The organism is Alicyclobacillus sp. CIJ1, assembly GCF_057538885.1.
Genome location: NZ_BAAJPH010000048.1, coordinates 1 through 234, shown reverse-complemented (window position 1 = coordinate 234; position 234 = coordinate 1). Strand labels below are relative to the sequence as shown.

At 53.8% G+C, this 234-nt stretch carries 1 rRNA gene; it reads right to left on the bottom strand.

Annotated features, from left to right (window positions below):
• Window positions 1–234, bottom strand: a 23S ribosomal RNA gene (locus AC27E8_RS00335); the annotation flags it as partial.

The window sequence follows — 234 nt, the reverse complement described above, 5'->3', positions numbered from 1 at the left end:
CCGTCTCCCACCTATCCTGTACATGGAACACCGTTGTCCCATATCAGGCTACAGTCAAGCTCCACGGGGTCTTTCCGTCTAACCGCGGGTAACCTGCATCTTCACAGGTACTACAATTTCACCGGGTCTCTCGTTGAGACAGCGCCCAAGTCGTTACGCCTTTCGTGCGGGTCGGAACTTACCCGACAAGGAATTTCGCTACCTTAGGACCGTTATAGTTACGGCCGCCGTTTA